The following is a 23,871-nucleotide window of genomic DNA, read 5'->3' on the forward strand; positions in this document are numbered from 1 at the left end:
TCCAAACCATGGCCGCACCTCCGCGACCATCTTGACGACCTGTTACCCATGTCTCCGGTCTGTTCTGTTACCTATGTATCCGGATTGGACCCCCCCTCTTCGGCCCCACCCGAGGCAATCCCAACCAACTCGAACCGGCGCGCTCGGACCCGATTACGATGACGATGTGCGGTCCGATCAAACGACCCGAGCGCGGAATACAAACACATCGGGTCACATGCGTTCGGCCTGCGGATGAACCGGCGGCCTTCTGGGCATCGCATCCGGACGGGACGCCGACCCTTGGAGCGTTTGGGTAGGTGGAGGGCCCGGTCCGCCAACCATGCGGGTTCGGATCCATACGGACATGCCTCAGGGTCCGGCGCGTGTGTCCGGTCCCCCACCTAAGGCGGATCCCAGCAATGGGGTCCGGTCCATAGGGAGGCGCACCCAACCCTGTAAACGGGGGCCACCTTCCCGCGAGATCACGACAAAAAACAACGATTTTTATAAAAACACAACATTTTTTATACGTGAACAGGCGACATTTGCAACACGCCGTCCGTGCAAGACAGTGAGAGGGAGGGCGTCACCGGGGCGGCAGGAGCGGACCGGATCGGTCCACGCCCCACGCCGCCGCCCTTCTCATGGCGCACAGACGGGACCGACGCTTGACAATGCGCGCACGGACACTAAGCTTTCCGGAGTCTGGTGTCGTAGCGCCGGATCCGCCTTTCTTTTTATGATGTGACGATTCAGTGCCATGATCGCGCCCGCCGCCCTTCGGCCCTTGATGTCCGGTCGCACCCGCTGCGACGGCACCACTCCGCGCGCGTTCCTGACCACGCGAACCCCCACGCGGGGGTAATGCGTCACATTCGGCCCCCCGCCCAGGCGCCGCGTGCCTCGGCCGCCGCGCCCCTTCCCGCCCCCGGCGGGACGCAGGCGGGATGCCGGCCTTTCTCCACCCATTTTTGCCCGGTTCCCCGCGCTTTGCCCGGGCCTTCCCTTTGAATGAAGGTACAGTCCATGGTTGCCATCACGCTGCCCGACGGCAGTCAACGCCAGTTCGAGGGACCGGTCACGGGCCTCGACATTGCCCGCGACATCGGCCCGGGCCTCGCCAAGGCCGCACTGGCTTGCACCGTGGATGGCGCGCCGTGGGACCTGACCCGACCGATCGAGACGGACGCTACGGTGGCCCTCATCACCGCCAAGGATGAAGAGGCCGCGCTGGATCTCATCCGGCACGACGCCGCGCATGTGATGGCGGAGGCGGTGCAGGAGCTGTATCCCGGCACGCAGGTCACGATCGGCCCGGCGATCGAGAACGGCTTCTACTACGACTTCGCCCGCGACGAGCCGTTCACGCCGGACGATCTGGACAAGATCGAGGCCCGCATGCGCGAGATCGTGGACCGCGACGAGGCCATTACGCGCGAGGTCTGGGACCGCAACGCGGCCATCGCCCACTTCACGGAGATCGGCGAGCAGTACAAGGCCGAGCTGATTTCCGACCTGCCCGAGGGCGAGACCATCACGGTCTACCGCCAGGGGGACTGGAAGGACCTGTGCCGGGGGCCGCACCTGCCGTCCACGGGCAAGCTGGGCAAGGCGTTCAAGCTGACCAAGCTGGCCGGCGCCTACTGGCGCGGCGACTCGCGCAACCCCATGCTGCAGCGCATCTACGGCACGGCCTGGGCCACGGACAAGCAGCTCAAGGACTACCTCCACATGCTGGAGGAGGCGGAAAAGCGCGATCACCGCCGCCTTGGCCGCGAGATGGACCTGTTCCACTTCGAGGACTACGCCCCGGGCTCGGTGTTCTGGCACTCCAAGGGCTGGACGCTGTTCCAGACGCTGATCAGCTTCGTGCGGCGGCGCCAGGGCGAGGCGGGCTTCGTCGAGGTGAACACGCCGGACATGATGGACCGCAGTCTGTGGGAGATCTCCGGTCACTGGCAGAACTACCGCCAGAACATGTTCACGACCAAGACGGAGGACGAGCGCGACTTCGCCCTCAAGCCCATGAACTGCCCCGGCCACATGGCCGTCTACAAGAACGCGCTGCGCAGCTACCGCGAACTGCCGCTGAAGATCGCGGAGTTCGGCAAGGTGCATCGGTACGAGCCGTCCGGCGCCCTGCACGGCCTGCTGCGGGTGCGCAGCTTCACGCAGGACGACGCGCACACGTTCTGCACGCCGGATCAGTTGCGCGAGGAGTGCCTGAAGCTCAACAGCCTGATCCTCGGTCTCTACCGGGATTTCGGATTCGAGGACCTGACGATCAAACTGGCCACGCGGCCGGAGAAGCGGGTGGGCTCGGAAGAGCTGTGGGACGCGGCTGAGGCGGCGCTCCAGGGCGTGCTCGACGAGGTGGTGGCCGAGGGCAACGGCCACATCAAGGCCTCGGTCAACCCCGGCGAGGGCGTCTTCTACGGGCCGAAGCTGGAATACGTGCTGCGCGACGCCATCGGTCGCGACTGGCAGTGCGGCACCGTTCAGGTGGACTTCAACCTGCCGGGACGGTTCGACGCCAGCTACGTCGGCGCCGACGGCGAACGCCACGTGCCGGTGATGATTCACCGCGCCATGTTCGGCTCGCTGGAGCGCTTCACGGGCGTGCTTATCGAGCATCACGCCGGCAAGTTCCCGCTCTGGCTGGCCCCGGTGCAGGTGGTGGTCGCCACGATCACCGGCGAGGCCGACGACTACGCCCGCGAGGTGGCGGCGGCGTTCGGCCGGGCCGGGATGAAGGCGGAGCTGGACCTGCGCAACGAGAAGATCAACTACAAGGTACGCGAACATTCGCACGCGAAGGTTCCCGTGATCGCCGTTGTCGGCAAGCGCGAGGCCGAAGAGCGCACGGTGGCTCTGCGTCGACTGGGCGGAACCCGTCAAGAAGTCCTTGCGCTCAAGGACGCGCTGAATACACTAAAGCTGGAATCCTTGGCCCCGGATCTGGCCCGTCTGGCGGGCGACTCCGCCGCGCCGGACACCGTGGACCGGGTCGCCTGACCGGCCTGGACCCGACTCATTCGTTCCGTGTGACATAGAAGAAGAGGCAATCCCATAGCTAGACCACCCATGACGGCGCCACCGACCCGCGACGGGCCGCGCGTCAATGAAGCGATCCGCGTGCCGCAGGTGCGCCTGATCGACGAGGACGGAGAAAACGTCGGCGTTGTGCCCGCGCGCGAGGCGATGCAGCGTGCCCTGGATGCGGGGCTCGATCTCGTGGAGATCTCGCCGAACGCGGACCCGCCGGTGTGCAAGATTCTGGACTACGGAAAGTTCAAGTACGAAGCCCAGAAGAAAAAGAACGAGGCCAAGAAGCGGCAGAGGGTCATCGAGGTTAAGGAGATCAAGCTCCGACCGAATATCGATGAGCACGATTACGCCGTGAAGATGAAGAACTGCCACAAGTTCCTGTCGGATGGTGACAAGGTCAAGGTGACCCTGCGCTTCCGCGGGCGCGAAATGGCGCACCAGGATCTCGGCATGAAGGTGCTGATTCGGGTCCGCGACGACATGGCCGAACTGGCCAAGGTCGAGCAGCTCCCGAAGATGGAAGGCCGCCAGATGATCATGGTGATGGCGCCGCGGTAGTCGGCGTCACCGGATGCGGATCCTGTGATGAGGCGTCTGTGACGGGGCCGGGTGTGCCCCTCGGGATGCGTCCGCAGACCGATACGAAGCAGACCGACATGAAAAAGGGGGACGGCCGTCGGGCCGCTCCCCTTTTTTGTCGGTGCGCCGGGTCTGACGCCGGGCTTGGCGTTGCCAGCACCGGGACGGTCAGGCCGTCGTGGCCTGGACGGCGTCGAGGGCCGTCGCGACCGGGGTTTCGCCGTCGGTGAGTTCCAGGATGCGGCGGGTGATCGCGGGGCGGTCGATCAGTCCGGCCAGGACCCGGGCGACGTTGCCGCGCGCGACGTTGCCATAGGGCAGTGCGAGGCCGAGCGAGACCGCGCCATCGCCGTCCTCGTGCACCAGCGTCCCGGGCCGCAGGATCACCCAGTCCAGGTCCGACGCCGCCACGTCCACGTCGGCGCGCTTCTTTTCGGCCATGTAGTGTTCGAAGCGGGGATTCGTCTCGCGCCAGCGCCCCGCCTCGGGGAAGGCCGACACCAGATAGAACCGCCGGATACCCAGTCGCCGCGCCGCCGCCATCACCTTGCCCGGCCCGTCGCCGTCGATGGCCGTGGTCTGGTCCAACCCGCTGCCCGCCGCCCCGGCCGAGAACACGATCACATCGCAGCCCTGGGCCGCCTGGGCGACATCGTCCTCGGTCATGGCGATGATATCGCCGAGCACGGGGGTCGCGCCGGCTTTGGCGATGGCGTCGGCCTGCTCCGGCTTGCGATGCAGGCCGACCACCGCGTGGCCGGCGTCGCGCAGCAGGGGCAGCAGGCGGTGACCAATGCCACCGGTGGCGCCGATCACAAACACGTTCATACCGGTCCATCCTTTGTCGTCCGTCTGCCGACACAGGTAGGGACCATGCGTCCGGTTCGCTTGCCTAAAAACAACGCGCCACGCGGACGCTCACCCCGCCACCGGCGTCTTGTGCCATTCGCACAGGCCGTTGCTCACCAGCGTGTCCAGGATCGACAGGATGTCCCCCGCGTACACCTCGCACCGCTCCGCCAGGGCGATCAGGTCGTGGCGGCCGTCGCAATAGGCGATGACGTTCATCATGGTCCGCACCTGGGCGCCGGACTCCTTGGTGCTGAGCGTGGGATAGAGACCTCGCTTGCCGAGCTGCGGTTCGCACGGCGTGGTCACGCGGTAATAGCCGTAGCGCTCCAGCAGGGCGAGCGCGTCGCGCAGAACCGCGAACCCTCCGGCGAGCCCGTCCGGGGTGACCAGCGACAAGTCGTCGGCCGAGGTATGGTACTCCGGGTAGGCGCCGTACCGACTGCGCATCAGGGACACCACGGGCAGATCGACCCCCGGGCTGCAATATTGGCGCTCGTCGCTGCCGCGCTCCAAAAAGCTATAGGGTGTGTAGCGCTCCACCGTGTGGTCCAGCACATGGCGCCCGACCCGGTCGGCCAGCGTGTCCCCCAGTCGCGACGCCATCATGGAGTGGTCGCGCTCGTCCCCCACGCAGGTCACCACGAACCCGGCGAGGGTGCGGGCCTTCATCGCCTCCAGATGGCGGGACAGATAGACGATGGAGCCGATGGTCTCCGGCAGGAACACGATGCGATAGGTCCAGCGCCGGTCCGGCTGCGCGGCCAGCCAACGGACTAGGGCCGTCGTGACGACGGGGCCGGACAGCTCGTTGTTGGCCATCGACGGGTGGCAAATGTAGGTGGACAGCAGGATCTCGTCCGCCTCGCGGCCGGGCAGGATCACCTCGCCGTAGGTCAGCGACCCCGGCGCCAGGGTGGAGCGGATGACCACGTGGTAGTCGCCGTCGGGCAGCGCCTCGCGCTGACGATGGGTGAGGCAGAACCCCCAGCGGCGCTTGTAATAGCTGGTGACGTAGGGAATCCAGTCCGGCTGATCAGGCAGGGAATGCAGGTGGGCGTCCAGATCCTCCCGGCTCATCCAGGCGTCCACGGGTTCGGAATAGCCCAGCAGGTGCAGGGTGTGGTCGGCATAGTCCACGATCCGCCGCCCGGCCTGATCCTCAATATAGGCCTCCGTCACGGCCCACTCATCCGGCACGGTCCAGTCGAACGCCTGGGTGCCCGTGGGGACCTCGTGCAGGGTCAGGTCCGGGATGAGGCCCTGCAGATAGTGCAGCGTCTGGCGGACGCCGGGGCCGGTGAGGCTGCGCCGGATCGGGTACAGGTCCCGGGCCCAGCCGTGCATCGCCGCGCCGGTCTCCCGATCGGCGGGGGAAAGGGCTGTTCGTGTCATGACGCCTGCGTCTCCTGGTCGGATGGAGCGTTCGCGTCGCGGAAGGTCGCGAGTTCCTCCAGGTATAGCGTGTTCGCCATCGGGCCGGTGACGACCGGCCGGTCCTCCCGCCCCGGCCCCAGGTAATCGACAAGGCGGGGCGCGTCGCGGCGCAGGTCGTCCACCAGGATCGCGTGCGCGGCGGCGAGGTTCAGGCGGTGCGCCAGCATCCGGCGTCGGCCGGTGCCGACGAGCCATGTGTCCACCAGACCCTGGGCGCGCAAATGGGCGTCGCCCGCGCGTGTGATCGACGAGTGGCCGCAGGTGTCGAGATCGCGCACGAAGAACGTATAGGTCCCGTCGATCGTCTCGCCCTGGCCGGTAACGCGGCCGGGGAAGCTCTTGCGGTAGCGGTAATCGACCCCGGCCAGTTCCTCCGCGTGGTGAACCGAGGACAGGGACTTGATGTAGTGGTGGCCGAGGGTCACCAAATCCGTCCCCTGGTCTATCACCCATTCAAAGATGCTGTCCGGGCCGGTGCTGTGCGGGGAACGGTTGGCCAGCACCTCCTCGGCGCGCGCGCCGAAGGCAAGGAACGAATAGAACGGGTTGAGGGTGCGGGCCTCCGGATACCGCCTCAGCAGCAGGCCGCCGAAGGCGCCGGTCTGCACGGGGGTGGTGGCGGCGTCGAACCGGCCGGTCTGGGGGAAGGTAAAGCTGAAGGCGGAGACCAGGAGGGTCGCGCCCGGCCCCGCCGCCTCGCGCAGAACGGACAGGGCGTGGTCCGCCAAGGCCTCCGACTCGTCCGGCCGCGCCGCCGTCGCGCGCAGCAGGGCCATAAAGTCCAGGGACACCCAGATGACGCCCGCCGGATCGCGGATCAGCGCCGGTTCAACCTGCGCCAACAGGGCCTCGGCGGCGCGCAGAACCGGGCTAGAGAAAGTCGTTGCACTCATTGAATTATTGCCGGCTGTTTTGGATTCCTAAGGATAAATCAGCGGCCGCGATCAGGATAGATATCTCGGTAAGAAAGTGCCTCCTCTACGTGCGCTCTTCGCGCAGGAACGCCCGCACCCGCTCGGCGACGGCCGGGCCGACGAGGCCCTCCTGCTCCAGCATGTACTCGTACTGGCCCGTCTTGACGAAGGCGTCCCGCAGGCCGAGCGCCAGATGCCGCACCCGATCGGGCTGCGCCGCCGTGTGCTCCGCCACCGCGCTACCCAGCCCGCCGATGACGGTGTGTTCCTCCACCGTCACCAGCGCCGGCACCCGCGCCGCCAGGGCGTCCAGCGCGGCGCCGTCCAGCGGCTTCAGGGTGTGCATGTCGATCACGCTGGCCGCGATGCCCTGTTCGGCGAGCGCGTCCGCCGCGCGCAGGGCCACATGGACCATGGTGCCGCAGGCCACCAGCCCGACGTCGCCGCCGTCGCGCAGGGGAATCGCCCGGCCGATCTGGAAGGCGAAGTCCTCGGTGTAGACCGGCGGGTTGTTGGCGGCGCCGGTCAGCCGGATGTACATGGGGCCGTCGAACGCCACCGCCGCCTCGACGGTCTTGATGATCGCGGCGCAGTCGGCCGGGCAGACCACCGTCAGATTGGGGATGGCGCGCATGACGGCCACGTCCTCCAACCCGAAATGGGAGTTGCCCAGCAGGCCCATGGCGATGCCGCTGCCGATGGCGACGGCCTTCACGTTCATCTCCATGTAGCCCAGGTTCATGCGCACCTGTTCGCTGGCCCGCATGGCGATGAACGGCGCGAAGGAGGTGGCGAAGACGGTGAACCCCTCCTTGGCGAGCCCGGCCGCCACGCCGATCATGTTCTGCTCGGCGATGCCGGTGTTGAGGAACTGGTCGGGGTAGGCGGCCTTGAAGCGGTCCAGGCCGGAGGAGTTGCCCAGGTCGGCGGACAGCACCATCAGCTCCGGATGGTCCTCCGCCACCGACAGGATCGCTTGCCCGAAGATGCCGCGGGAGCCGAGGCGCGACCACTGCCGGGCGGTGCGGGGGGTGATCTCCATCATGGTGCGTCCTCCGTCGCGGCGGCCTCGCCTCCCCCACGGGCGGTCAGCGCGGCCAGGGCCGCCTCGTGGTCGGCCTTGGTCAGCCGCTTGTGGTGCCACGTGTTGTCGTTTTCCATGAAGGGCACGCCCTTGCCCTTGATCGTGTGGGCGACGATGACCCGGGGTCGGCCGGCGGGTGCGGGCGCGTCGAAGGCGGTCACCAGCGCGTCGATGTCGTGGCCGTCCACCTCCAGCGCGTGCCAGCCGAAGGCGGCGAACCGCTCGGCCATGTTGCCGACCTGCATGATGTCGCGGCTCTCGCCGTCGCTTTGCAGCTTGTTGTGGTCCACCACGGCCGTCAGGCTGTCGAGCCCCAGTTGCGCGGCGAGCATGACGGCCTCCCAGACGGCGCCCTCGTTGCACTCCCCGTCGCCCAGCAGCACCACCGTCTTGAACCCCGCGCGCTTCTTGCGGGCCGCTAGCGCGATGCCGACGCCCATGGACAGCCCGTGGCCGAGGCTGCCGTTGGACGACTCAATGCCGAGGTCCAGGTTCATGACCGGGTGCGCGATCAGGGCGCTGCCGTTGGCCTGGAAGGTGGCGAACACCTCCTCGGAGATCAGCCCCGCCGCCAGCAGCGCCGGATAGAACCCGAGCACGCCGTGCCCCTTGCTCAGAATGAAGCGGTCCCGGTCGGGCCAGCGCGGGGTCTTCGGATCCAGGCGCAGGACATGGCCGTACAGCACCGCCATGACGTCCACCATGGACAGCCCGCCGCCCAGGTGTGCGGTCAGGCCACACGTGTAACTGACGTCCAGGATCTTGCGGCGCATGAACGCGGCCATGCGCGCCAGGTCGGGATGGGAGGTCGCGGAAGTCATCTCGGAAGTCATGGGGGGAGTCCTCATCGTTCAGACGATGCCGCCGTCGACGCGGAGAGTCTGGCCGGTGATGTGGGAGGACAGGTCCGACGCCAGGAACAGCGCCACGTTGGCGATGTCCTGCGGCGTGGCCGCCGTGTTCAGCGCCGAGGCCCCGATCAGGGCGTCCCGCGCGGCCGGATCCATCTCGTCCTGCATGGCGGTTTCGGTCACGCCGGGGGCGATGGCGTTGACCCGGATGCCCTGGCCGCCCAGTTCGGTCGCGAGGCTGCGGGTCGCCCGCGCCAGCGCGGCCTTGCTGGCGCCGTAGGCCAGAGTGCCGGGGTCCGGCCGGTCCGCCGCCACCGACGACAGATTGATGATCGACCCGGCGCCGGTGCGGGCCATCAGGCGGGCGACGCCCTGGGTCAGTGCCAGGGGGCCAAAGACATTCACCTCGAACACCGCGCGCATCTCGGCCAGCGTGGTCATCTGGAACAGGCCGCCGCTGGCCACGCCGGCGTTGTTCACCAGGATATCGACGCGGGGCGCGGCCGCCCGGATGGCCTTGATCGCCGCCTTGATCGAGGCCGCGTCGGCCAGATCCAGCGGGATCGGGGTCTCCCCGCCCGGGGCGGCGTGCTCGGGATCGTCGGCCGCGCGCGCCGGGACCGGTTCGGCCGCGCGGGCGCAGGCCAGCACATGGGCGCCGTGGGCGCGGAAGACGTCCGCGATGGCGCGGCCGATGCCCCGGTTGGCGCCGGTGACGACGGCCACCTTGCCGTCGAGAAGGGGGGCCGCGGCGGGATGGGGCCTCTCCCCATGGGTCTGGGTCATGACGGCACGGGCCGATGGATCGGCCCCCTCTCGTACACGGGTTCCAACAGGGTCCAGTCGTCGTCGTCCAGGGCGTTGCCGTCGGGGAATGGCGGCACCGCGCCGGCCGACAGGGCGCGCAGCACGCCCGGGTCGGTGTAGTAAGCGCGCAGGCAGGCTACCAGCACGCCGCTGGCCCGGTGCATGTCGGCCCGTTTGGCGCGTTCGACGCAGGTCACCCGGTCCGGCGCCTCCAGAGCCGCGAAGCCGATGCCGAAGCGGTCGCGGGCTACGGTCTCCACCTGGGAGAGCAGGACGGCGGCGTCGGCGGCCAGCCCATGGCTCTCCAGGAACGCCGGCACGCCGACGCGCGATCCGGCCGGCAGGCCGAGGCCCGCATCCCCCGGCAGGATGGCGTCGATCAGCGTCGTGAGGGAGGCCTCTTTCCTCATGGCCGTGTCTCCAAGGATTTAGGCCGCCCGTGCCGTGATCGCGGGATGATCCCGCAGGTGGTCGCACATGCGCAGGGTCAGCGCCTGGGCCGTGGCGACCGGGTTCACCGCACCGGCGGTCACGAACACGCTGCTGTCGACGATGAACAGGTTCGGCACGGCGTGCGCCTGTCCGAACGCATTGACCACCGAGGTCTTCGGATCGCTGCCCATCCGGGCCGTGCCCATCAGGTGCCAGCCGGTGTGGCGCACCGGCGCGAAGGAGGCCGTCACGCGCGCCCCGGCGGCGGCGAACACCTCCTTGCTGCGGGCGAGGCCGTGGGCCAGCATGCGCTTGGTGTTCTCGCCCAGCGCATAGGTCACCCTGACCCCGGGCATGCCGTGCCGGTCGGTGTGGTCCGGGTCCAGCGTCACCCGGTTGGCGGGGTCGGGCAGGTCCTCCGCGATCACGGCGATGCCGGCGGTGTGGTTGAACGTCTCGGCGAAGCGGCGGTGATGCTCCGCCCCCAGCGGAATGCGGCGCATCAGATAGCCGGTGATCGCCGTCTCGGCCGGGGGCGCGCCGCGCAGGATGTGCATGGTATAGCCGCGCACGAAATCGCGGGCCGGATCGGTCTCGTAGAACTGCTGGGACAGGAGGCAGCAGCCCTGCGGCCCGACGCTGGAGCGCAAATCGGTGTCGAACACCCCTTCGGTGAAGCCCAGCGGGTGCAGCATCAGGTTACGGCCCACCAGCCCGGTGTCGTTCAGCAGGCCGTCCGGAAACGCCGTCGAGGTCGAGTGCAGCAGCAGCCGGGGCGTGCCGATGCCGCTGCACGCCAGCACGACCACGGCGGCGGGCTGCACGTGCTCGACGCCGTCCGTGGCGATGTAGCGCACGCCGGTGGCGCGCTCCCGCCCGTCCAGCATCACCTCGACCACGGTGCAGCCGGTGCGGACCTCCACGCCCTGGCGGCGAGCCTCCGGCCAATAGGTCACATCGACGCTGCCCTTTGCACCCTGGGCGCAGCCGGTGTTGCACGGCCCTAGGTTCACGCAGGTCGGGCGCCCGGCGTGGCTGCGCGTGTTGATGGCGCCATACGAGGGCCACCAGTGCCAGCCGAGCGCGTTGAAGGCGTGGCCCAGCGCCCGGCCCATCGGGCCCAGCGGCACCGGTGGCAGCAGGGGCCGGTCGTCGTCCGGATAGGCCGGATCGCCCCCCAGACCGGCGACGCCCATATGGCGCTCGTTCTCGGCGAAGTAGGGCGCGAGGTCATCGTAGCCCAGCGGCCAGTCCTCGCCGACGCCGTCCAGGCTGCGGGTGCGGAAGTCGGACGGATGAAAGCGCGGAACATGACCCGAATACAGGATCGTGCTACCGCCGAAGCCGTTGAAGTTGGCGATGGCGATGGGGGACGCCCGGTCGTCCACCGGATAGTCCGCCGCGCCCGCCCGCTCGTTCGGGAACGGGCTGGCCGTGGTGTGGCGGCTCACCTCCCAGTCGGGTCGGGTCGTTGGGTAGCGCGCCGGGTCGGGCGCCTCGCCCTGCTCCAGACAGACCACGCGCAGGGCGGGGGCGCGGCTCAGGCTCCACGCCGCCGCCGCGCCGCTGGCGCCCGATCCGACAATGACGACGTCGACCGGATCCATCCGCCGTCAGCCTTTCGCGCGCGGCAGGTACTGTTCCAGGATCTCGGGGATGGTGATCATCATATCGGCCTCACAGGCGATCTCGCCGTTTACCGTGGCGGTGCCCTTCCCTTTGCAGATACCGCGTTTCCACGACAGGACCTCGGCCAGGATCTCGAATTTCTCGCCCGGCACCACCTCCCGCCGGAAGCGCACAGTGTGCTGGAGCGCATGGGTCACCTTGCCCTTCAGGCCTGGCAACGTGGTGATGGCCACGGTCAGCATCTGGGCCAGCGCCTCCAGTTGCAGGGCGCCGGGCATGTTCGGCCCGTCCGGGAAATGCACCGGAAAGTACCACTCGTTCAACGTGAGGTTCTTGTAGCCGCGCGCGAACTGTCCGGGCGCCACCTCGTCCACATGGTCGATCATCAGGAAGGGGTAGCGATTGGGCTGGTAGGCTTGCAGTTCACGGCAGTCGAGGCTGAACGAGTCCATAGGCTGTCCCGATCCGGATGCGGAGAAAACGAAAAGGCGCGCACCGCCAGCCAACGCGGTGTCCTTACCGCACGTCGATCACGCGGGACAGGCTGCCGATGATGTCGTACCCGTCCCAGATCAGGCCCATGTCGAGCGCCTGACCGACCGGCACCACACGGTCGATGCCGCGCAGACCATGGGACACGACGAAGGCTGTCAGATCGTCCCGAGGGTGCCCGAAAGAGGTTAAGGTCTGGTAACGGTCGCTGACCATGGGGGCCAGGGACTCCAGGCTGGGCAGCACGACCTCGTGCAGGGTACCGCTCGTGCCCCGGCAGGTCTCCTGGTCCGAGCGTGGGGCCGCCATCGCGATCCGGTACAGGGCGTTGCCGTGGCGGTGCACGGCGGTCACGTCCGGGGCCAGCGCGCTCTCGCAGGCCGCGACGAACTTATCCATGACACGGATGGGCGGGATCCGGTGCCGCCCGTCCACATGCGCGGCGAAGGCCGGCCACAGGCGGGCCTGCGCGGCGGCCACGGTGTCCGCGTCACCCACCCAGGCGACGAGTTGCGGCGAGGAACACGCCGCCTGCTCCATGATGTAGACGTCGTTGTACAGATGGCCGCACAGGGTGCTCAGGCCGGCGTCATCCAGCGCCAGAACCGCCTCAGCCTTCAGCGTGCACAGGGAGTAGCGGTCGGGGAACGAAACCTCGCGTCCGCGCGGCGGCAGGGGGAAGCCGCGCATGTGCTGCACGGTCGCATCCCCGCCCCACACCACCCGGCCGTCGGCCCGCGCCGACCAGTAGGCGTTGACCGCGTCGTCGCGGGGGTAGCGCACCAGCAGCACCGCCGCCGCCATGGCGGCGTGCCGGGGTTCGGCCAGCACCGTAGAGAGCGCCCCGACGAGGGTGGTGAGGGTGGCGGACTCCGCGCTGGGCAGGCGCACCACGTTGCTGTTGCCGGCCAGCAGCCCGAACGCGAGCGAAAACGCGGCGTTGACCGGCACGTTGGCGGGGCAGACGTGGAACACCAGCCCCAGGCCGACTTGAGGGCGCCGCGTCGCCGGGTCGGCGGGGGCCTCGGTGGAGGCGGCCGCATTGGCCTTCAAGGCCGCCAGATGCGCGGCCCGCGCCCAATAGGCGAAGGTCACGACGTCGGGCAGGGCGCGCGCCGCCGGCAGGGCCAACAGGGTGCGCGACACATCGGCCAGGAACGCCAACCGCGCGGGGTCCCACACCGGGGCGGGCCGGTTGGTGATCTGGGCCGGATCGCCCACGACGACCGTCTGGGCAGCCGCGATCTCGGGCGGCATCGGGTCAGGGGGGATAGGTATCACTGCACCCTCGGATTTCCGCGTGTTCCAACCGGCCCTCGATGCGCAGGGTGGTGCCCGCGCGCCCGCAGGGGCAATCGTCCCGGCCCAGGATGTGGCCGACGTCCTCGCTCAGCAGGGAGTGCCCCGGGTAGCTGTGCGGCAGGACGGACAGAAGCTGCACCAGCCCGCTCTCCCCCGGCGGCAGCGGCGCGAAGGTCCCCGGATCGCGGATCACGATCTCCGACCAGGCGGAGGCATGCAACCGACCCTCGCCGCATTCCATGAAGATGGACCCGGTTTGCTCCACCATGCCGTAGTAATTGTGAACCCGCGTCATCCCGGTGACGCCCGCGACACGCGCGCGAAACGCATCGGGCGCGACCGCCTGCGCCAGAAGCTGCTTCCAGCCGCCGCCGTGGATCAGGATGCCGCCCTCGAGGGGCAGGCTCTCCCCCGCCTCTTCCAGCGCGCGGATCAAATGGCGCCAGACGATGAAGGTGAACCCGAACACCAGGATGTCCTGGCCGGCGTGCTTGTCCAGGAAGGCGCGCGTGCCCTCCCGGTTCAGGGTCATGTCGTCGTTCAGCGCATAGGCGACGTCGCGGCCGAACATGGAGAACCCGAGGATCCCCGCCGTCCGCGCCGAGAAGCGGTAGCGATCCGCCACCGTGGCCCGGCCGTCGATCACCAGCATGGGCAGGCGCTTCGGGCCGATGACCTCCGCCATGATGCGCGACAGCACCTTGACCTGAAGCGCGCTGGTGGTCTTATCGAGGACGATCTGCGACCGGCTTTGACCGCTGGTCCCGGAGGAGGTCATGGTCTTGACCACGTCGCCGTCGGGCACGCTCAGCAGGCGGTGGCGTTTGAACAGCCGCACCGGCAGGAACGGCACGTCCTCCAACGTGTCGAGGGTGTCGGTCGGGAAGCCTAGCTTGTCCACGATGGCGCGGTAGGGCGGGCAGGCGTCCCGATGATGCCGGGTCAGCCGCCGCAGTTCCGCCAGAATGCGCTCCCGCTTGTCCGGCCCGGCGAGGCCGAACGCGGGCCAGTCCGTCACGGGGACGGGATCATGCGACTCAGGCATGGGTAGTCCACCTTTCCGGTCGGCAGTCGGGGCAGGGCGGCGATGGTGTGGACGGCGACGGCGGCGGCGTTGATCCCGGCGCAGACGGCCAGGTCCCGGCGCAGCGCCTCCGCGTCCTGGCCCGGTGTATGGACCACCACCACCGAAAGATGATCGTCCCGGCCCTGGGCGGCGCCCTCCAGCCCCTGCTCGGCCAGCCATCGTTCGACCTGGTCGAGCGAAATGCGGTTGCCGTAGATCTTCAGGAACCGGCTGCGCCGGCCTTCCAGGAACAGATAGCCATCGTCGTCGCATCGCGCGAGGTCGCCGGTCCGCAAAACACCTCGGTTGTCGTCGCCCCGGGACAGATCGGCGGCGCATCTGGCGTAGCCCAGGCCGACGTTCGGCCCTTCGTAGATCAACTCGCCCACCTGTCCGGTGGCGGTGATGTCGGCGCCGTCGTCGTCACGGATCCACAGGCGCCCGCCCGGGATGGCGCGCCCGATGCTGCCCAGTTTGCGCAACGTGTCCGCGTCGGGCAAGTACGAGATGCGGGGCGCGGCCTCGGTCTGGCCGTACATGGTCCAGAACCGGATGCCGAGCCCCTGGCAGGCGGCGTGGACGGTCTCGATCAGCGGCGGGGCGAGGCGTCCGCCGGCCTGCGTCATCTTGGTCAGGGTGGGCAGCTTCAGCCGCTCCAGCCGCAACCGCAGCAGCATCTCGTAATGATAGGGCACCCCGGCGAAGCTGGTGATTCCGGCCGCCCGCATCTGCTGCCAGAACGCCTGTTCCATCAGGGAGCGGTCGGACAGCACGATGGACGCCCCGGCCATCAGGTGGCTGTTGATGACCGACAGACCATAGGAATACCCGATCGGCAGCGACGCGGCGGCGCGGTCCTCGGGGCCGATCTCCAGGTATTCGACGATCGACGCGGCGTTGGCGATCAGGTTCGCCCGCGTCAGCCGGACAAGCTTGGGCGACCCGGTCGAGCCCGACGTGGTGGCCAGATAGCCCAGATCCGGATGCGTGTCGGGCGCCGTGGAGGCGGTGTTGCGGTACAGGGTGTAGCGGTCCGCCGCGCCGAGCGGCTCCAGCGCCTCCAGCGCGGCGGCGGCCGTGGGCTCGGCCAGCACCAGCGGGGGCGAGAACGCCGCCACCAGCCGCCGAACGTGGTCCGGCTGGGTGTCGGCGGCCAGGATCAGGGGCACGGTGCCGCTCTGTAGGGCGGCGAGGTAATGCACCAGGGTGGTGTAATCGTTGCGCCCCAGGATCAGCAGCACCGCGCGCGGCGGCAGGGTCGCCGCGACCCGGTCGATGTCCCCGACAAGGTCCGCGTACCGCACCGCCCGGCCGTCCTCGGTGATGACGGCGACGGCGTCCGGGTCGCGAACGGTGACGAGGGGGTGGGTCACACCTCCACTCCGTACTTTTTCAGCTTCTCCTTGCCAACGGTGTAGGAGCTGAACTCGATGATGTCCTCGGTCTCCATCATGATGTCGAAGGTATCTTCCAGGGCCGCGATCATGGCCATATGGCCGACCGAGTCCCATTGCGGCACGCACTGGTACACGAAATCGGCGTTCAGGACGTCGGGGGAGACGGAGAAGCTCTCGACAAACACCTGATCGTACTTTTCTTTGTTGCTCACGGGTCTCTCCATGACCGGATGGGACGGACGGGATGGGTAGAAGGCGTCAGACCGGGGCGGAGGCGTCCGCGCCACCCAGGTCCACGACGATGCGGCCGAGGTGACGCCCCGCCGCGACCGTTTCGATGGCGGCCGGCAGGTCGGCCAGCCCGACCACGGAATAGAGCGCCGGCAAGGCGGCCGGCTTGGCGGTGTCGGCCATCCGGGCCCAGACGGCGCGCCGCCGCTCGGGCGTTGTGGCCTCGGCGTTGATGCCCACCACATGCACGCCGCGCAAGATGAACGGCAGCACGTTGGCCTCGAAGGCGGTCCCCTGCACCATGCCCGTCACGGCCACCACGCCGCCGTCACGCATCGACCGGAGCACGGTGGACAGCGTGGTCCCGCCGGCCACGTCCACGGCGACATCCCAGGCCGGGACCAGCATGTTGCGGCCGGTGGTGTCCTCGAAGGCGTCGCGCGGCAGGATCCGGGCGGCACCGATGGCCGACAGGAACGCGCGGGCGGCCTCGTCGGTCTTGCCGGTGACGGCGGTGACCTCGGCGCCGCGCGCGCTGAGCAGGGCGACGGCGAACGCGCCCAGTCCGCCCGTCGCGCCGGTGACGAGCGCCTGCGCGCCGGCCAGCGACGATCCCGCCGCCTCCAGCGCCTCGACGGCCAGGACGGCGGTGTACCCGGCGGTGCCGTAGGCCATCGCCTCGTGGAACGACAGCGCATCCGGCAGCGGCATGACCCAGGCCGCCGGCACGCGCACATACTGGCCGAAGCCGCCGGGCGTGTTCATGCCCATGGCGTGGCTGATGACCGCGACCCGGTCGCCGGGCTGACACGCGGGGTCGGCGCTGGCCTCGACCACGCCGGCCGCGTCCACTCCCGGCGTGTGGGGAAAGCGCCGCGTGATCGCCGGATGCCCCTGGCAGGACAGGCAATCCTTGTAGTTGATGGTCGAGGCGTGCACGCGAATCAGCACCTCGTCCGGGGGCAGATCGGCGAGGGTGCGTGTCTCCAGGGCATAGGAAAACGTCCGTTCCGCGCCCTTGCGGACGACGAGGGCCTGAAAGATCAGATTATGATCAGGGTGAACGATGGGGATCACTCCCGTCAAGATGTCCGCGATGGGGGGGGGACCGGCGCGGCCATCAGGTGGGGAGAGGCATAGCGGAACTCACCCCGGCTCAGGTGCACGCCGTTGGCGGTGGTGGTGACCGTACCTGTGGCGATGCCTCGGCGAAACGCGGACAGTTCGGCGTCGAACGTGATCGTCTGACCCGGCGTCGCGGTGGCGCTGAGCTGGCTCTTCACGTTGGTGACATAGGCACGGTGGGCGCCATGGTCACCGGCCGCGTAGATCAGCAGTACCAGGGTTTGCAGCATACCCTCAAGCTGAAGAGTCGCCGGCATGACCTGTAACGCAGGAAGGTGGCAGGCAAAAAACCAAGCGTTGCTATGTAACTCTTTAGTTGCGCGCGCGCGTCGGCCAGGTTCGAGTGTTTCAAAGGTATCGATCATCAGAAAGGGGTCGGTAATGTCCAGCCGGGACGCGATGTCCGCGCGCGACATAGGCTGAGGCATGGGGAAACCCTTTGATTTGGACGGCGTGGCCATCCGGAATGCATGCCGTGTCCTGGATATGCAGCGTGGCGCAAGAACCTAAACATTTCGTATAAGGAACGTATGGCAGGATTTACCTGAGATTGTATGCGCAAGTTGTTATCATATCAAATCATTTCACCGCCCCGCGCAAACGGCCCTGTTCGCGCGGCCCGGAACGGCCGCGCGTGGGAAATGGTTAGACACGAACGGGCGGCCGAGATGAGGCGGCCGCCCGTGTCCGGGAGGTGGCTATCGGGATGGGAGAGAGGCTATCGCGTCAGGGTGCGCTGGACCGCGTCGCGCCAGCCCGCGAGGCCACGTTCGCGTGAGGCCTCATCCAGGTTGGGCTCGAACCGGCGTTCCAGGCGCCAGCCTGTGGCGAAGCCCTCGGCGTCGGGCCAGGCCCCCACCTTGTGTCCGGCCAGCCAGGCCGCGCCCATCGCCGTCGTCTCCAGCACCATCGGCCGATCGACGGGGGCGCCCAGCAGGTCGGCAAGCCGCTGCATGGTCCAGTCGCTGGCCACCATGCCGCCGTCGACGCGCAGCACGGTGCGCTCGTTCTCATGCGACCAGTCGTCGTGCATGGCCTGCGACAGGTCGGCGGTCTGATAGCAGACGGACTCCAGCGCCGCCCGCGCCAGCTCGCAGCGACCGGTCGCCCGCGTCAGGCCGAACAGCGCACCCCGGGCGTGCGGGTCCCAGTGTGGCGCACCCAACCCCGTAAAGGCGGGCACCAGATAGACCGCCTGCTCCGGATCCGCCTGCGCCGCCAGCGGGCCGGACTGATCGGCGCGCTCGATCACGCCCAGCTCGTCCCGCAGCCACTGCACCGCCGCCCCGGCGATGAAGATCGCGCCCTCCAGGGCGTAGGTCGTCACGCCGTTCAGGCGGTAGCCGATGGTGGTCAGCAGCCGGTTTTTCGACGCCACCCGGTCGGTCCCGGTGTTGATGAGCGCGAAGCAGCCGGTGCCGTAGGTGGACTTGATCATGCCCGGGCTGAAGCAGGCCTGCCCGACCATGGCCGCCTGCTGGTCGCCGGCGACGCCCCGAATGGGAATGCCGGTGCCGAGAATCGAGGGGTCGGTGGTGCCGAAGTCGTCGGCGCAGTCCAGCACCTCGGGCAGCAGCGCGCGCGGGATGTTCAGGGCGCGCAGCAGGTCGTCGTCCCAGGTGTTGCGGTTGATGTCGTACAGCATGGAACGTGACGCATTGGTGGCGTCGGTGACGTGCCGCTTGCCGCCGGTCAGGTTCCAGATCAGCCAGGTGTCGACGGTGCCGAAGGCGAGCGTGCCGGCCTCGGCGCGCTCCCGGGCCCCCTCCACCGTGTCCAGCAGCCACGCGATCTTGGAGCCCGAGAAATAGGGGTCGATGATCAGCCCCGTGCGTTCGGTGACCAGGGGTTCCAGCCCGTCGGCGGACAAGCGGCTGCACAGATCGGCGGTGCGGCGGTCCTGCCAGACCAGGGCGCGGTGGATGGGCTTGCCGGTTTCGCGGTCCCAGATCAGGGTCGTCTCGCGCTGGTTGGTGATGCCGATGGCCGCAATGTCGGTGGCCGACAGGCCGGCGTCGGCCAGCGCGAGCCGCATGGTGTCCACCGTCGTGGTCCACAGGTCGTCCGGCTCGTGCTCGACCCAGCCGGAGCGCGGGAAGTGCTGTGTGAACTCCCGCTGGCCGGTGCCGGCAACCGCATAGCGATCGCTGAAGACGATGGACCGGGTCGACGTGGTTCCCTGGTCGATGGCCAGCACATATCCACTCATGGTACGGTTCCCTCCATTTATGGTGGCGCCGCGGGCGGTGCCGCGGGCGCCGGCCCGGCCTATTGCGGCCGGGCAATCCAGTCCTCCAGCGCGGCGGCTTCCGCCGCCGTCAGCCGCAGGCCGAGCTTGGAGCGACGCCACAGCACGTCCTCGGCCGTGCGCGCCCATTCGCGATCCATCAGGAAGCGGACCTCGACCTCATACAGGTCGGCGCCGAAGTGGTGGCCGAGGTCGTCGGTCGTGTGTGCCTCGCCCAGGACGGTCGGGGTGTCGGTGCCGTAGGCGCGGGCGAGCCGCCGCAGCAGCGCGGCCGGCAGGCCGGGATAGGCCGCCTGGAACGTACCGACGAGGGTGTCGAAGCCTTCTTTGGGGAAGGCGCCGCCGGGCAGGGGGGTGTCGTGGGTCCAGGGACCGCCGCGCCGGCCCAGGTGCTCCTCGATCCGGGTCAGCATGGACTCGGCGAGGCGGCGGTAGGTGGTGATCTTGCCGCCGAAGATGTTGAGCAGCGGGGCGCCGGGCTCCGGGTCGGCCCGCAGGACATAGTCGCGGGTGGCCTCCTGCGCCTTGCCCGCGCCGTCGTCGAACAGGGGCCGCACGCCGGAGTAGCTCCAGACCACCTGATCCGGGGTGATCGGGGCGCGGAAATAGGCGCTGGCCGCCGAACACAGGTACTCCGTCTCCTCCGGCGTGATGCGCACGGCGCCGGGATCGCCGTGGTACTCGTGATCAGTGGTGCCGATCAGGGTGAACTTATCCTCGTAGGGGATGGCGAAGATGATGCGCCCGTCCGGGTTCTGGAAGATGTAGCAGCGGTCGTGGTCGAACACGCGCGGCACCACGATGTGGCTGCCCTGGACCAGCCGCACATTATGCGACTCCGGGCGGCCCAGGGGGCCGTGCAGCAGCCGGTCCACCCAGGGGCCGGCCGCGTTGACCACCAGCCGGGCCGTCATTGTGCGCTCGGTGCCGTCGGTGTGGTCGCGCAAGCGGACCTCCCAATGGTCCCCGGCGCGCGTCAGCCCGACGCATTCGGTCCGCACCAGGATGGTGGCGCCCCGGTCGGCGGCGTCGCGGGCGTTGAGCACGGTCAGGCGGGCGTCCTGCACCCAGCAGTCCGAATACTCGAATCCGGTCCTCATCTCCGGCTTCAGCGGCGCGCCCGCCGGGTCGGTGCGCAGGTTCAGCACCCGCGTGCCCGGCAGGTGGCGGGGGCCGCCGATGTGGTCGTACAAAAACAAACCGAGCCGCAGCAGCCACTTCGGCCGCATCGCCCGCTGATGGGGCAGCACGAAGTGCAGCGGCCAGATGATGTGTGGCGCGGCCGCCCACAGGACCTCGCGCTCCATCAGGGCTTCGCGCACCAGCCGGAACTCGTAGTGCTCCAGATAGCGCAGGCCGCCATGGATCAGCTTGGTCGAGGCGGAGGAGGTGCCGCTGGCGAGGTCGTTCATCTCGCACAGGGCGACGGAGAAGCCGCGCCCGACCGCGTCGCGCGCGATGCCCGCGCCGTTGATGCCGCCCCCGACGATGAACACGTCCACGTCACACGCGCCCCCGTTGCGTGCCTTCACGTCGCGCGTCTCCCCATCCGGCGTTTGACCCGCCGGTCGGTCGGTCCCACCCTCGTTCATGGATCCGGGTCCTCCTCGGTCTCCGTGACCTCCAGCCGCACGCCCCCCTCGCCGCACAGGACGCGGATGGCATCCGGGGGCGGCCGGTCGGTGACGAAGATGTCGATGTCTGTCAGGGGGGCGATCCGCAGCGGGGCGCTGCGGGCGAATTTCATGTTGTCGGCGACCAGGATGGTCTTGCGCGCGTGGGTCAGGATGGCGCGGGCGGCGCGGACCTCGGCATGGTCGTAGTCCAACACCGTGCCGTCCTCCGGATCGATGGCCGAGGCCCCGATGACGGCGAAATCCACCTTGTATTCCGACAGGAAGGCGACCGTGGCGTCGCCGATGATGCCGCCGTCGAACGGCCGCAGCACGCCGCCGGCGATCACCACGTCCACGCCCGGCGCATCGCGCAGGATGTTGGCGACGTTGATGTTGTTGGTCACCGTCATGAGCCCTTCGTGGGCCCGCAAGGCGACCGCCACCTGCTCGGTCGTAGTGCCGATGTTCAGCATGGTCGAGCAGTTGTCGGGGATCAGTTCCGCCACCCGGCGGCCGATGCTGCGCTTGCCGTCCGCCGCCATGGTGCGGCGCGCGTCATAGCGCAGGTTGGAGACCCCGGACGGGAACATGGCGCCGCCGTGGGTGCGCTTCAGCAGTTGGCGCTCGCACAGTTCGTTCAGATCGCGGCGGATGGTCTGCGGCGTCATCCCGAAATGGGCGGAGAGACCGTCCACGGTGACCCGGCCGTCGCGGCGGGCCATCGCCAGGATATCCGACTGGCGGGGGGAAAGAGTCTCCATCGTCCGCTTGGCGGCGGAGCCGCTCCCTTTCGGTCTCGGCGGGGCCGGCACGGGGTGCGTCGGCGCGAGCATGCTGCATCTGCGAAAAAGCGCGTTTCGGTCCCCATTCTTTTTCGCATTCGCTCACTTGGGGCGATTTTCGCGGAAAGTTCGCGCGTCGACAACGAAAAATGTCGCCTTGACGTTCGTTTGACTTCGTTTGATGATTGGTTCGTCCCAAAAACGATACCTATGGGAGGAACGGGATGAGAGGCATTCTGATGGCCGCACTCGCGATGGTCGCGACGACGGCGTACGTTTTGCCGGCCGAGGCGGGCATGGAGGAGGCGGAGCGGTGGATTGACGAGGAGTTCCAGCCGTCCAGCCTGTCGCGCGAGGAGCAGCGCGCGGAAATGGCGTGGTTCGTCCAGGCGGCTGAACCTTTCGTCGGCATGGAAATCAATGTGCTGTCCGAAACCATCCCGACCCACGAATACGAGTCGCGGGTGCTGAGCAAGGCCTTCGAGGAGATCACGGGCATCACGGTCAACCACCAGCTCTTGGGCGAGGGCGAGGTGGTGCAGGCGGTGCAGACCCAGATGCAGACGAACCGCAATCTGTACGACGCCTACGTCAACGACTCCGACCTGATCGGCACGCATTCGCGGCTTCAGCTTGCGGTGAACCTGAGCGACTGGATGGCGGGCGAGGGGGCGGACGTCACCAACCCGACCCTCGACATCGACGATTTCATCGGCAAGTCGTTCACGACCGGCCCGGACGGCAAGCTGTACCAGCTTCCCGACCAGCAGTTCGCCAACCTGTACTGGTTCCGCAAGGACTGGTTCGACCGCGAAGACCTTCAGGCCCAGTTCAAGGAGATCTACGGCTACGACCTGGGCGTGCCGGTCAACTGGTCGGCCTATGAGGACATCGCCGAATTCTTCACCGAGCATGTGAAGGAGATCGACGGGGTCCGTGTGTACGGTCACCTCGACTACGGCAAGCGCGCACCCGACCTGGGGTGGCGCATGACCGATGCGTGGTTGTCGATGGCGGGCGCGGGCTCCAAGGGTCTGCCGAACGGCCGCCCGATCGACGAATGGGGCATCCGGATGGAGGAAGGCTCCTGCAACCCCGCCGGCGCCTCCGTCAGCCGGGGTGGCGCCACCAACGGCGCGGCCGCCGTGTACGCCATCCGCAAATGGGACGAGTGGCTGCGCGAATACGCCCCGCCGGCCGCCGCCGACTACGATTTCTATCAGTCGCTGCCGGCGCTCTCGCAGGGCAACGTGGCCCAGCAGATCTTTTGGTACACGGCGTTCACGGCCGCCATGGTCGCCCCGCAGAGCGAGGGCAACAACACCGTGGACGAAGACGGCATGCCGTTGTGGCGCATGGCGCCCTCGCCCCATGGCCCGTACTGGGAAGAGGGCATGAAGCTGGGCTATCAGGACGCCGGCTCCTGGACCTTCCTGAAGTCCACCCCGGTGGACCGCCGCAAGGCCGCCTGGCTGTACGCCCAGTTCGTCGTCTCCAAGACCGTGGACGTGAAGAAGAGCCACGTCGGTCTGACCTTCATCCGCGACAGCACCATTCGGGACGAAAGCTTTACCGAGCGCGCGCCCAAGCTGGGCGGCATGGTGGAGTTCTACCGCTCCCCCGACCGCGTGCTGTGGACCCCGACCGGCGTCAACGTGCCGGACTATCCGAAGCTGGCGCAGCTCTGGTGGCAGCAGATCGGCGACGTGAACTCCGGTGTGTTCACCCCGCAGGAGGCCATGGACCGGCTCGCCGGTGAGATGGATCAGGTCATGGCCCGCATGCAGCGCGCCGACGAGGCCAGTGGCTTCTATGGCGGCTGTGGTCCGCGTCTGAACGAGCCCAAGGACCCCTCGGAGTGGATCGGCCACGGCGGCGCCAAGCCGGCGTTGGAGAACGAGAAGCCCCCGGGCGAGACCATCCGCTACGACGACCTCGTCGAGCGCTGGGCCGAGCAATAGGGCCTCGCGCCCCGAGGGCGGGTCCAGTCTTATGGCCCC

21 protein-coding genes are annotated in these 23,871 nt (G+C 68.5%); 3 read left to right on the forward strand and 18 right to left on the reverse strand.

The genetic code is table 11. From position 1 onward, the window contains the following. Nucleotides 1–1,008: 1,008 nt before the first annotated feature. Together thrS and infC are read left to right on the forward strand one after the other, a co-directional pair. Entirely contained in the window at nucleotides 1,009–2,997 is a 1,989-nt protein-coding gene (gene thrS / locus GGD82_RS12545; RefSeq protein WP_150062578.1) for a threonine--tRNA ligase, read from the forward strand. Nucleotides 2,998–3,066: 69 nt separating this feature from the next. Next, complete coding sequence (gene infC, locus GGD82_RS12550; RefSeq protein ID WP_150062579.1) at nucleotides 3,067–3,588, forward strand: translation initiation factor IF-3; 522 nt, start codon at nucleotides 3,067–3,069, stop codon at nucleotides 3,586–3,588. 189 nt (nucleotides 3,589–3,777) lie between these two features. On the opposite strand, the gene GGD82_RS12555 is transcribed toward infC, so the two are convergent. From GGD82_RS12555 to GGD82_RS12640, 18 genes are all read right to left on the reverse strand, one after another. Beyond that, nucleotides 3,778–4,437, reverse strand: coding sequence for an NAD(P)H-binding protein (locus GGD82_RS12555; RefSeq protein WP_150062580.1), 660 nt, complete (start codon nucleotides 4,435–4,437; stop codon nucleotides 3,778–3,780). A 90-nt stretch (nucleotides 4,438–4,527) separates the two neighbouring features. Further along, nucleotides 4,528–5,853, reverse strand: a complete 1,326-nt coding sequence (locus GGD82_RS12560; RefSeq protein ID WP_211364773.1) for a DUF4910 domain-containing protein — start codon at nucleotides 5,851–5,853, stop codon at nucleotides 4,528–4,530. Beyond that, a complete protein-coding gene (locus GGD82_RS12565) occupies nucleotides 5,850–6,788 on the reverse strand; it encodes an AAC(3) family N-acetyltransferase (protein WP_150062581.1) in 939 nt (312 codons plus the stop codon). Before GGD82_RS12565 ends, GGD82_RS12560 begins: the two co-directional genes overlap by 4 nt. Nucleotides 6,789–6,873: 85 nt before the next feature. After that, nucleotides 6,874–7,854, reverse strand: coding sequence for a transketolase family protein (locus tag GGD82_RS12570; protein ID WP_150062582.1), 981 nt, complete (start codon nucleotides 7,852–7,854; stop codon nucleotides 6,874–6,876). After that, nucleotides 7,851–8,726, reverse strand: a complete 876-nt coding sequence (locus GGD82_RS12575; protein WP_211364774.1) for a transketolase — start codon at nucleotides 8,724–8,726, stop codon at nucleotides 7,851–7,853. Before GGD82_RS12575 ends, GGD82_RS12570 begins: the two co-directional genes overlap by 4 nt. Nucleotides 8,727–8,744: 18 nt before the next feature. Then, nucleotides 8,745–9,530 (reverse strand): SDR family NAD(P)-dependent oxidoreductase, encoded by a 786-nt coding sequence (locus GGD82_RS12580; protein ID WP_150062583.1) that lies wholly within the window; start codon nucleotides 9,528–9,530, stop codon nucleotides 8,745–8,747. Then, entirely contained in the window at nucleotides 9,527–9,961 is a 435-nt protein-coding gene (locus GGD82_RS12585; RefSeq protein ID WP_150062584.1) for a gluconate 2-dehydrogenase subunit 3 family protein, read from the reverse strand. The genes GGD82_RS12580 and GGD82_RS12585 overlap by 4 nt, the downstream gene beginning before the upstream one ends. Nucleotides 9,962–9,979: 18 nt before the next feature. Further along, a complete protein-coding gene (locus tag GGD82_RS12590; protein WP_150062585.1) occupies nucleotides 9,980–11,590 on the reverse strand; it encodes a GMC family oxidoreductase in 1,611 nt (536 codons plus the stop codon). A gap of 6 nt (nucleotides 11,591–11,596) precedes the next feature. Further along, entirely contained in the window at nucleotides 11,597–12,064 is a 468-nt protein-coding gene (fabZ, locus tag GGD82_RS12595; protein WP_150062586.1) for a 3-hydroxyacyl-ACP dehydratase FabZ, read from the reverse strand. A gap of 64 nt (nucleotides 12,065–12,128) precedes the next feature. Continuing rightward, on the reverse strand, nucleotides 12,129–13,385 hold the full coding sequence (locus tag GGD82_RS12600) for an acyl-CoA reductase (protein WP_221240785.1): 1,257 nt from the start codon (nucleotides 13,383–13,385) through the stop codon (nucleotides 12,129–12,131). Then, nucleotides 13,366–14,451, reverse strand: coding sequence for a LuxE/PaaK family acyltransferase (locus GGD82_RS12605; RefSeq protein WP_150062588.1), 1,086 nt, complete (start codon nucleotides 14,449–14,451; stop codon nucleotides 13,366–13,368). The genes GGD82_RS12600 and GGD82_RS12605 overlap by 20 nt, the downstream gene beginning before the upstream one ends. Next, nucleotides 14,421–15,845 (reverse strand): AMP-binding protein, encoded by a 1,425-nt coding sequence (locus tag GGD82_RS12610; protein WP_170284299.1) that lies wholly within the window; start codon nucleotides 15,843–15,845, stop codon nucleotides 14,421–14,423. The genes GGD82_RS12605 and GGD82_RS12610 overlap by 31 nt, the downstream gene beginning before the upstream one ends. After that, nucleotides 15,842–16,081, reverse strand: coding sequence for an acyl carrier protein (locus GGD82_RS21435; protein WP_170284300.1), 240 nt, complete (start codon nucleotides 16,079–16,081; stop codon nucleotides 15,842–15,844). Before GGD82_RS21435 ends, GGD82_RS12610 begins: the two co-directional genes overlap by 4 nt. A 46-nt stretch (nucleotides 16,082–16,127) precedes the next feature. Further along, a complete protein-coding gene (locus GGD82_RS12620; protein WP_170284301.1) occupies nucleotides 16,128–17,177 on the reverse strand; it encodes a YhdH/YhfP family quinone oxidoreductase in 1,050 nt (349 codons plus the stop codon). A 5-nt stretch (nucleotides 17,178–17,182) separates the two neighbouring features. Further along, nucleotides 17,183–17,686: a 3-hydroxyacyl-ACP dehydratase FabZ family protein gene (locus GGD82_RS12625; RefSeq protein ID WP_150062591.1), complete on the reverse strand. Its 504-nt coding sequence runs from the start codon at nucleotides 17,684–17,686 to the stop codon at nucleotides 17,183–17,185. Between the two features lie 257 nt (nucleotides 17,687–17,943). Continuing rightward, nucleotides 17,944–19,434 carry a glycerol kinase GlpK gene (gene glpK / locus GGD82_RS12630; protein ID WP_150062592.1) on the reverse strand — a complete coding sequence of 497 codons (1,491 nt, stop codon included), beginning with the start codon at nucleotides 19,432–19,434 and terminating at the stop codon, nucleotides 17,944–17,946. Between the two features lie 59 nt (nucleotides 19,435–19,493). After that, nucleotides 19,494–21,065, reverse strand: coding sequence for a glycerol-3-phosphate dehydrogenase (gene glpD / locus GGD82_RS12635; RefSeq protein ID WP_150062593.1), 1,572 nt, complete (start codon nucleotides 21,063–21,065; stop codon nucleotides 19,494–19,496). Further along, nucleotides 21,062–21,850 (reverse strand): DeoR/GlpR family DNA-binding transcription regulator, encoded by a 789-nt coding sequence (locus GGD82_RS12640; protein ID WP_150062594.1) that lies wholly within the window; start codon nucleotides 21,848–21,850, stop codon nucleotides 21,062–21,064. The genes glpD and GGD82_RS12640 overlap by 4 nt, the downstream gene beginning before the upstream one ends. A gap of 245 nt (nucleotides 21,851–22,095) precedes the next feature. Between GGD82_RS12640 and GGD82_RS12645 the strand changes: the two genes are divergently transcribed. Continuing rightward, nucleotides 22,096–23,832 (forward strand): ABC transporter substrate-binding protein, encoded by a 1,737-nt coding sequence (locus GGD82_RS12645; protein WP_150062595.1) that lies wholly within the window; start codon nucleotides 22,096–22,098, stop codon nucleotides 23,830–23,832. Nucleotides 23,833–23,871: the final 39 nt, after the last annotated feature.

This window comes from Roseospira marina (genome assembly GCF_014197855.1).
In the GTDB taxonomy this organism is placed as follows: domain Bacteria; phylum Pseudomonadota; class Alphaproteobacteria; order Rhodospirillales; family Rhodospirillaceae; genus Rhodospira; species Rhodospira marina.

Excerpts from the sequence above, each read along its gene's own strand:
- GGD82_RS12570 (WP_150062582.1), bottom strand. The coding sequence starts at position 7,854 with ATGATGGAGATCACCCCCCGCACCGCCCGGCAGTGGTCGCGCCTCGGC.
- thrS (WP_150062578.1), top strand. The coding sequence starts at position 1,009 with ATGGTTGCCATCACGCTGCCCGACGGCAGTCAACGCCAGTTCGAGGGA.
- GGD82_RS12555 (WP_150062580.1), bottom strand. The coding sequence starts at position 4,437 with ATGAACGTGTTTGTGATCGGCGCCACCGGTGGCATTGGTCACCGCCTG.
- GGD82_RS12605 (WP_150062588.1), bottom strand. The coding sequence starts at position 14,451 with ATGCCTGAGTCGCATGATCCCGTCCCCGTGACGGACTGGCCCGCGTTC.
- glpK (WP_150062592.1), bottom strand. The coding sequence starts at position 19,434 with ATGAGTGGATATGTGCTGGCCATCGACCAGGGAACCACGTCGACCCGG.
- GGD82_RS12565 (WP_150062581.1), bottom strand. The coding sequence starts at position 6,788 with ATGAGTGCAACGACTTTCTCTAGCCCGGTTCTGCGCGCCGCCGAGGCC.
- GGD82_RS12575 (WP_211364774.1), bottom strand. The coding sequence starts at position 8,726 with ATGACTTCCGAGATGACTTCCGCGACCTCCCATCCCGACCTGGCGCGC.
- GGD82_RS12560 (WP_211364773.1), bottom strand. The coding sequence starts at position 5,853 with ATGACACGAACAGCCCTTTCCCCCGCCGATCGGGAGACCGGCGCGGCG.
- GGD82_RS12580 (WP_150062583.1), bottom strand. The coding sequence starts at position 9,530 with ATGACCCAGACCCATGGGGAGAGGCCCCATCCCGCCGCGGCCCCCCTT.
- GGD82_RS12640 (WP_150062594.1), bottom strand. The coding sequence starts at position 21,850 with ATGGAGACTCTTTCCCCCCGCCAGTCGGATATCCTGGCGATGGCCCGC.
- infC (WP_150062579.1), top strand. The coding sequence starts at position 3,067 with ATGACGGCGCCACCGACCCGCGACGGGCCGCGCGTCAATGAAGCGATC.
- glpD (WP_150062593.1), bottom strand. The coding sequence starts at position 21,065 with ATGAACGAGGGTGGGACCGACCGACCGGCGGGTCAAACGCCGGATGGG.
- GGD82_RS12625 (WP_150062591.1), bottom strand. The coding sequence starts at position 17,686 with ATGGCCACGCCGTCCAAATCAAAGGGTTTCCCCATGCCTCAGCCTATG.
- fabZ (WP_150062586.1), bottom strand. The coding sequence starts at position 12,064 with ATGGACTCGTTCAGCCTCGACTGCCGTGAACTGCAAGCCTACCAGCCC.
- GGD82_RS12645 (WP_150062595.1), top strand. The coding sequence starts at position 22,096 with ATGAGAGGCATTCTGATGGCCGCACTCGCGATGGTCGCGACGACGGCG.
- GGD82_RS12585 (WP_150062584.1), bottom strand. The coding sequence starts at position 9,961 with ATGAGGAAAGAGGCCTCCCTCACGACGCTGATCGACGCCATCCTGCCG.
- GGD82_RS12590 (WP_150062585.1), bottom strand. The coding sequence starts at position 11,590 with ATGGATCCGGTCGACGTCGTCATTGTCGGATCGGGCGCCAGCGGCGCG.